Consider the following 8,785-nt stretch of genomic DNA (forward strand, 5'->3'; position numbering starts at 1 on the left):
AAGATTCACCAAGAGCTGAACAAGCCACTTCCACTGCGCAGCATTTTTGAAGCGCCAACGATTGAGCAGCTGGCAGCCGTTCTGGAAGGTCTGGATCAGGTGGCGTATGCGTCCATTCCGGTGACGGAGGAGCGTAGTTTCTACCCACTGTCCTCGGCACAAAAGCGACTGTATGTGCTGCATCAGTTCGACCCGCAGGATGTGAATTACAACATGCCGTCGGTGCTGCAAGTGAGCGGTCCGCTGAATGTGAAACGAGTAGAGAACGTATTCCGTCAACTGATTGCCCGCCATGCGACCTTGCGTACTCGCTTTGAGCTAATCGACAGCGAGCCAATGCAATGGATTGAGGACACTGTGTCGTTCGAGGTGGAATATACGAAGGTACAGGCAGAGGGTGCGACTGCGGACACAGATCAGGACACAACTACAGATACGTACACAAGAGTCAACATAGAAGCGCAACAGCGGGTACGGAGCTTTGTTCGTCCGTTTGATCTCAAAGCTGCGCCGCTGCTGCGGGTAGGCTTGGTGGATCTGGGCGCTCAGGGAGTAGAGCAGGAAGCTCAACATCTGCTTATGCTTGACATGCACCATATCGTCTCGGATGGGGTATCCATGGAGGTCCTGACCGACGAGTTTGTCCGCTTGTATGGCGGTGAAGAGCTAGCGCCATTGCGGATACAGTACAAGGATTATGCCGTATGGCAGCAAAGCGAAGCCCACCAGGAATGGATGCAGCGTCAGGAAGCGTACTGGCTTGACACCTTCCAAGGTGAACTACCTGTACTGGATCTCTCTACTGACTTTGCCCGCCCAGCGGTGCAGAGTACGGCAGGGGATACGATCGAATTTGTACTAGAGTGTGAGGTTAGTGAACGCCTGAAAGAACTGGCGGCACAAACCGGCGCTACTCTGTATATGGTGTTGTTGGCGGCGTACACTACGCTCTTACACAAATACACAGCTCAAGAGGACATCGTCGTTGGCACGCCGATTGCCGGACGACCGCATGCGGAGCTCAGTAATCTGGTGGGTGTGTTCATTAACACGCTGGCGATCCGCAATTATCCGTCCAGCGACAAATCGTTCCTGGATTATCTGCAGGAGGTCAAAGAGCATGCGCTCCGTGCGTATGAGCATCAGGACTATCCGTTTGAAGAACTGGTTGAAAAACTGAATGTAACGCGGGATACGAGCCGGAATGCGCTGTTTGACACGATGTTTGAGCTGAAAACAATGGAGCAGCAGGAGTTCGAGCTGGAAGGTCTGACCTTGAGCTCCTATCCACTGGACAATCATACGGCCAAGTTTGATCTGAGCTTGGAGGCCATAGAGCAGCCAGAAGGTATTCTGTGCAGTCTGGAATACAGCACGGCGCTGTACAAGCCGGAGACCATGACGCGATTGGCACAGCATTTTGCGGAAATCGTTCGAGCTATTGCCTATCATCCACAGCAGCCACTGGCAGTTTTGAATATGGTAACCGCCGAGGAAAAAGAGCAACTCATCGATGGATTTGGAAATGTGGGGGTATTAGGTGCTGATGCTGTTGAAGCAGGAGCCCTGTTCCATGCCTTTGTGGAAGAACAAGCCCAGCTTGTACCAGATCACGTGGCGGTGGTGTACGAGGAGCAACAGCTGACGTACCGCAAACTGAACGAGCGTGCGAACCAATTGGCGCGTAAATTGCGAAAGGAAGGCATTGGACGCGAATCCATTGTCGGCATTTTGAGTGAACGCTCGGTAGACATGCTGGTCGGCGTACTAGCGGTGTGGAAGGCTGGAGGCGCCTATGTGCCGCTGGATGCAGACTATCCATCCGAACGGATTCGTTTCATGCTGGAGGACAGCGGTGCGACGGTACTGTTAACTCAAACCGACCTGCTGGAGCGCGCACAAGCCTGGCTGAATGAAAGCCAATGGGCTTTGGGCGATGAAAATGCTAAGGGTGAGCTGGAGACGGCGGTTAGCGCTGAAACGATGGAAAGGGACAACCTGAATGAAGGCTTAGGCTTGAAATCAGATTCGCCACCTGACCGCGAAGCAGCATCCGAGCCAGCAACAGGGTTGCGTCTGCACACCGTACTGGCATTGGACAATGAGTCACTGTACACCGGAGATACGACAGACGTCGATCATATTAACGAACCGCAGGATCTGGCGTATGTGATCTACACGTCTGGGACAACCGGACGTCCAAAAGGTGTCATGATCGAACATCGCAGCTTGGTGAATACCGCTGCGGCCTATCGTCGGGATTACCGCCTGAGCGAATTCCCGGTACGACTGCTACAACTGGCCAGCTTCTCCTTCGACGTGTTCGTCGGCGATATTGCGCGGACACTCTATAACGGGGGAACAATGGTCATCTGTCCGAAAGACGACCGGATTGATTTCAGCCGTCTCCACGGATGGATTCGTGATTATCAAATTACGGTGTTCGAATCCACACCGGCTTTGATCGTACCATTTATGCAGCATGTGCATGAACAGAGACTGGACATGAGTAGTCTAGAGCTGCTCATCACGAGCTCGGATAGCTGCAGTGTGACGGATTATCGGGTGCTGCAGGAGCGGTTTGGCACGGAGATCCGCATCATCAACAGCTACGGTGTTACGGAAGCGGCGATTGACTCCAGCTTCTATGACGAAGAACTGTCGAAGCTGCCAAGTAGCGGCCATGTGCCGATTGGTCAGGCGTGGCTGAACGCACGCTTCTACATTGTGGACAGCCAGCTGAATCCAGTGCCGATCGGCGTACTGGGCGAGCTGTGCATTGGCGGTGCTGGTGTGGCACGGGGGTACCTGAACCGTACGGACCTGACGGCGGAGAAATTCGTAGCGAACCCGTACGTGCCGGGTGAACGACTGTATCGTACCGGCGACTTGGCGCGGTGGATGCCAGACGGCCATGTGGACTTTATCGGCCGGATGGATGATCAGGTCAAAATCCGGGGCTTCCGGATCGAACTGGGCGAGGTGGAAGCGCAGCTGCTGACTGTGGCTGGCATTGAGAAAGCCATCGTCACCGCCTGGGAAAACGAAGACGGAGACAAAGATCTGTGTGCGTATGTCGTAGCCTCGGAGGCGCTGAATTTGCCGGAGCTGCGCAGCACACTGCAGCCCAAACTGCCGGGCTATATGATCCCGACCTACGTCGTACCCCTGGATCGTTTCCCGCTGACACCAAACGGAAAAATTGATCGCAAAGCGTTGCCAGCGCCAGAAACACGTCTCGAAGGAGGCACGAAGTACGTGGCGCCGCGCACAGAGCTGGAAGAGCAGCTGGTCCGTATTTGGCAAAGCGTTCTGAATCATCACCAAATAGGCATCCAGGATAACTTCTTTGAAGTGGGAGGACATTCGCTGCGTGCTACTACACTGATGGCGAAAATCCATCAGGAGCTGAATCACAAGCTGGCCTTGCGAGATATTTTCCAATATCCGACGATTGAGCAATTGGTACAGGTGATGGGTGAAGATCAGACCCAGCAAACGTATGTATCCATACCTGTTGCAGAGGAGCGCGAATATTACCCCGTTTCCTCGGCACAAAAACGGATGTACGTTCTGAGTCACCTGGAAGGTGGAGAGGTTAGCTACAACATGCCAGGAGCTTTGATTATCGAAGGTTCCTTGGATAAAAAAAGACTGGAACAAGCCTTCCGCCAACTGATTGCCCGTCATGAAGCCCTCCGAACCCGATTCGATATGGTGGATGGTGAGGTGATTCAGCGGATTGAATCCAGCGCTCCATTCAGCGTGGAATATGTGCAAGCAAGTGAAGAAGAGACACCGCAGTACGCACAGGACTTTGTACGTGAATTTGATCTCGCACAAGCCCCGTTGCTGCGGGTTCAGTTGATCGAAAATGGACCGCAGCGTCACGTTATGCTCTATGACATGCACCATATTATTTCGGATGGCGTGACGGAAGGCATTATCGTGCAGGAGTTCTCTCAATTGTATGAAGGCCAGGAACTGCCGCCACTGCGGATTCAGTACAAGGACTATGCGGTTTGGCAGCATGCAGATATGCAAAGTGAACGCCTGCGTGAGCAAGAAAGCTATTGGCTGAAAACCATGTCAGGTGAAATCCCGGCGCTGGATATGCCAACGGATTTTACAAGACCTGCTGTACAGCGTCTGGAAGGAACTCGATTTGAGTTTGCGATCCGCATGGAGGACAGCGAGCAGCTGAAGCAGCTGGCCGCGCAAACTGGCTCTACCTTGTACATGGTGTTGCTGGCAGCGTATAGCACGCTTTTGCATAAATACACGGGTCAAGAGGACATCATCGTCGGCACGCCGATTGCCGGAAGACCACATGCGGAACTGGGGAGCCTGGTAGGCGTATTCCTCAACACGCTGGCGATTCGCAATTATCCGTGTGGCGACAAAACGTTCCTAGATTATCTGCAAGAGGTCAAAGAGCATGCGCTTAGTGCGTATGAGCACCAGGAATATCCGTTTGAAGAGCTGGTTGAAAAGCTGAATGTAACGCGGGATACGAGCCGGAATGCGCTGTTTGACACGATGTTTGAGCTGAAAACATTTGAACAGCAGGAGTTCGAGCTGGAAGGTTTGACCTTCAAGCCGTATCTGACGGATAATCCTACGTCCAAATTCGATCTGACCTTGGATGCCGTAGAGCAGCCAGAAGGTATTCTGTGTAGTTTGGAATACAGCACGGCGCTGTACAAGCCGGAGACCATCGCACGCTTGGCACAGCATTTTACTGAACTCGTACGTGCGATTACACTTCATCCACAGCAGCCACTGGCAGCTCTGGATATGGTAACTGTCGAGGAGAAGGCACAAATCCTCTATGGTTTTGGAGATGTAGGCGTATCGGAGGTTGCGGCTGAAGCAGAAGTCTTATTCCATGCCTATGTGGAAGAACAGGCACAGCTTGTGCCAGATCATGTGGCGGTGGTGTACGAGGAGCAGCAGCTTACGTACCGCCAGCTGAACGAGCGTGCGAACCAATTGACGCGCAGACTGCGAAAAGAAGGCATTGGACGCGAATCCATTGTCGGCATTCTGAGTGAACGCTCGGTAGACATGCTGGTCGGCGTACTAGCGGTATGGAAGGCTGGAGGCGCCTATGTGCCGCTGGATGCAGACTATCCGTCCGAGCGCATTCGTTTCATGCTGGAGGACAGCGGTGCGACGGTGCTGTTGACCCAAACCAGTTTGCAGGAGCGCACGCAAGCATGGCTGAATGAAAGCCAAGGGGCTCTGGGCGAAGGAAAGACCGAGGGTGAGTTGGAAACAGCGGTTAGCGCTGAAACGATGGAAAGAGACCGCCTGAATGAAGGCGTAAGCTTGAAATCAGATTCGAAGTCTGGCCGCGAAGCAGCATCCGAGCTGGCAACAGGGCTGCGTCTGCACACTGTACTAGCATTAGACGATGAGTCGCTGTATACCGGAGATGTCACAGACGTCGATCACATCAACGAGCCGCACGATCTGGCATATGTGATCTATACGTCCGGGACAACGGGACGTCCAAAAGGCGTCATGATCGAGCATCGCAGCTTGGTGAACACGGCTGCGGCCTATCGCCGGGATTACCGTCTGAACCAGTTCCCGGTCCGACTGCTGCAACTGGCCAGCTTCTCCTTTGACGTGTTCGTCGGCGATATTGCACGGACTCTCTATAACGGCGGCACGATGGTCATCTGTCCGAAAGATGACCGCATTGATCCAAGCCGTCTGTATGGCTGGATTCGTGATTATCAAATCACCGTGTTCGAATCGACGCCAGCCTTGATCGTACCGTTTATGCAGCATGTGCATGAACACGGGCTGGACATGAGCAGTCTGGAACTGCTGATCACGAGCTCGGATAGCTGCAGCGTGACGGACTACCGGGTGCTGCAAGAACGGTTTGGCGCAGATATCCGCATCATCAACAGCTACGGTGTCACGGAAGCGGCGATTGACTCCAGCTTCTACGATGAAGAGCTGCCGAAACTGCCAAGCAGCGGGAATGTGCCGATTGGACAGGCGTGGCTGAACGCACGCTTCTACATCGTAGACAGCCAGCTGAACCCGGTACCGATCGGTGTACTGGGCGAGTTGTGCATCGGCGGCATCGGGGTCGCACGGGGGTACCTGAACCGTGCGGACCTGACAGCCGAGAAATTCGTGGCGAACCCGTACGTACCGGGTGAACGTTTGTATCGCACCGGCGACTTGGCACGGTGGATGCCGGACGGCAATGTAGACTTTATCGGCCGGATGGACTATCAAGTCAAAATCCGGGGCTATCGGATCGAGCTGGGCGAGATTGAAACGGCGATCCAGCGGGTACCGGGTGTGCGTCAAGCCGTAGTCATCGACCGGACGGACGAGCGTGGACACAAGTATTTGTGCGGATACATCACGGGAGAAACCGAGCTGCGGATCGAGGAAGTACAAGCAGAGCTGGAAGCCGGACTGCCAGCGCACATGGTGCCAGCACGGCTGATGCGACTGGAGACGATCCCGCTGACCAGCAACGGCAAAATTGACCGTAAGGCCTTGCCGGAACCGGAAGGCAGCATCCATACGGGAGCAGCCTATGTAGCCCCGCGTACCAAGGTGGAACAAGTATTGGCTACGGTATGGGCCGGAGTGCTCGGCGTGGAGGCCGTAGGCACGCAGGATAACTTCTTCGAGCTGGGCGGCGATTCGATCAAAGCGCTGCAAGTATCGTCCCGCTTGCTACAAGCAGGCTATCGACTGGAGATGAAAGACCTGTTCAGCCATCCAACGGTGTCTGCATTGGCGCTGAAAGTCCAATCCGTTACCCGATTGGCGGATCAGAGTGAAGTGGTAGGCGCTTTGAAGCTGACACCCGTTCAACACTGGTTCTTGGAGCAAAACCTGGCGGATGCTCATCATCACAACCAGTCCATCATGCTGCATAGCAAGGATGGTTTTGATGAAGCGGCACTGCGCACAGCGATGGATCACATCGTTAGTCATCACGATGCACTGCGGATCGTTTTCCGTCCTACCGAACACGGGTATGAAGCTTGGAATCGCGCGGTGGGTGAGGGTGAGCTGTATACGCTGGATCAGGCAGACTTCAGGAAGGAGTCGGAAGTGTCTGCGGCGATTGAGGCCAAAGCGAATGAAATTCAGGCGGGGATTCATTTAAGCGAAGGACCGCTGATGAAGCTGGGGCTGTTCCATTGCCCAGATGGAGATCATTTGCTGATGGTTATTCATCACTTAGTAGTAGATACCGTTTCTTGGCGCATTTTGTTCGAGGATCTTACGACAGCCTACGAACAGGCGTTGAACGGACAACCGGCTCGTCTTCCGCACAAAACGGATTCGTTCCGTACCTGGGCTGAGGGACAGTCTCACTATGCGAACGGTCCAGAAATGGCAGCAGAATTCGCCTTCTGGCAAGAAATGGAGCAGGGTGTGTATGAGCCGCTTCCAAAAGACGAATCACCTTCTCATTCCTTGAATAAAGACAGCGAGCTCATGACAGTCACGTGGACAGCTCAAGAAACGGAGCAGCTGTTAAAACAAGCGCATCGTGCCTACAACACGGATATGAATGATTTGCTGCTGACCGCACTCGGCCTGGCTATTCATCGCTGGGCGGGGATTGAACGAGTGCTCGTCAACCTGGAAGGCCATGGACGGGAATCCATTCTGCCAGAGCTGGATATTACGCGTACGGTAGGCTGGTTTACGACCCAATTCCCGGTTGTGCTGGATATGAGCGCAGGGCAAGACCTTTCACAGCGCATCAAACAGGTGAAAGAAGGGCTACGCCGGATTCCGCAAAAGGGTATTGGCTACGGTATGCTGAGATACCTGTCCGCGGCATGTGAGCAAGAGCGGTTTGGAACCGAACCTGAAATCAGCTTTAACTATTTGGGACAATTTGATCAGGATATGCAAAATCAATCCATTGGCGTGTCTCCTTACGCTAGCGGTGCCGAGCTGAGCGCACATGCAGCCAGATCGCACACGCTGGATCTGAACGGACTGATTTCAGAAGGTCAATTGCAATTGACGATCAGCTACAGCCATCAGGAATATCGCAGGGAAACGATGGAGCAGCTAGCCGAAGCGCTCAGAACCAGCCTGCAGGACATCATCGCACATTGCGCGGGTCGCAAACAGCAGGAGCTGACGCCAAGCGATGTGATGCTTAAACCTGTAACCTTGGCCGAGCTGGATCAGTTAGTAGAGCGGACTCGTGACATCGGGGAACTGGAAAATGTATATGCCTTGACACCGATGCAAAAAGGCATGTTGTTCCATAGCCTGATGGATGCAGCGTCAGGGGCTTATTTTGAACAAACGACCTTTGACTTGCGTGGTCGCTTCCAGGCAGATATTTTCCAAGATAGCTTGAATCATTTGGCGCAGCGGCATGAAATCTTTAGAGCTAACTTCATCAGCGGCTGGCAGGATGAGCCCGTGCAGGTGATTTTCCGGCGCAAGGATGTTGGTTTCAGCTATGAAGATTTGCGTCATTTGGATGATCAGGAACGTGACGCGTATGTGAAGGAATTTATTCGCCAGGACAAGGCAGCCGGATTCGATTTGTCCCGGGATGCGTTGATGCGCGTGGCGATTTTACGGACAGGTGATGAGGATTATTACTTTGTGTGGAGCTCTCATCACATCCTAATGGATGGCTGGTGTGTGGCGTTGGTAACGGATGAGGTGTTTGAGGCTTATTTTGCAGCCGTAGAACATAGAGAACCAAAGCTCGCCCCGGTGACTCCATACAGTCAGTATATTGAGTGGCTTGAAGCCCAGG

The 8,785-nt window shown here is 53.6% G+C and carries 1 protein-coding gene; it reads left to right on the forward strand.

From position 1 onward, the window contains the following. On the forward strand, nucleotides 1-8,785 hold an 8,785-nt coding region (locus MMB75_RS25800), incomplete at both ends, for a non-ribosomal peptide synthetase (protein ID WP_277511592.1).

Source organism: Paenibacillus sp. P2(2022), assembly GCF_029522175.1.
GTDB classification, from domain to species: domain Bacteria; phylum Bacillota; class Bacilli; order Paenibacillales; family Paenibacillaceae; genus Paenibacillus; species Paenibacillus polymyxa.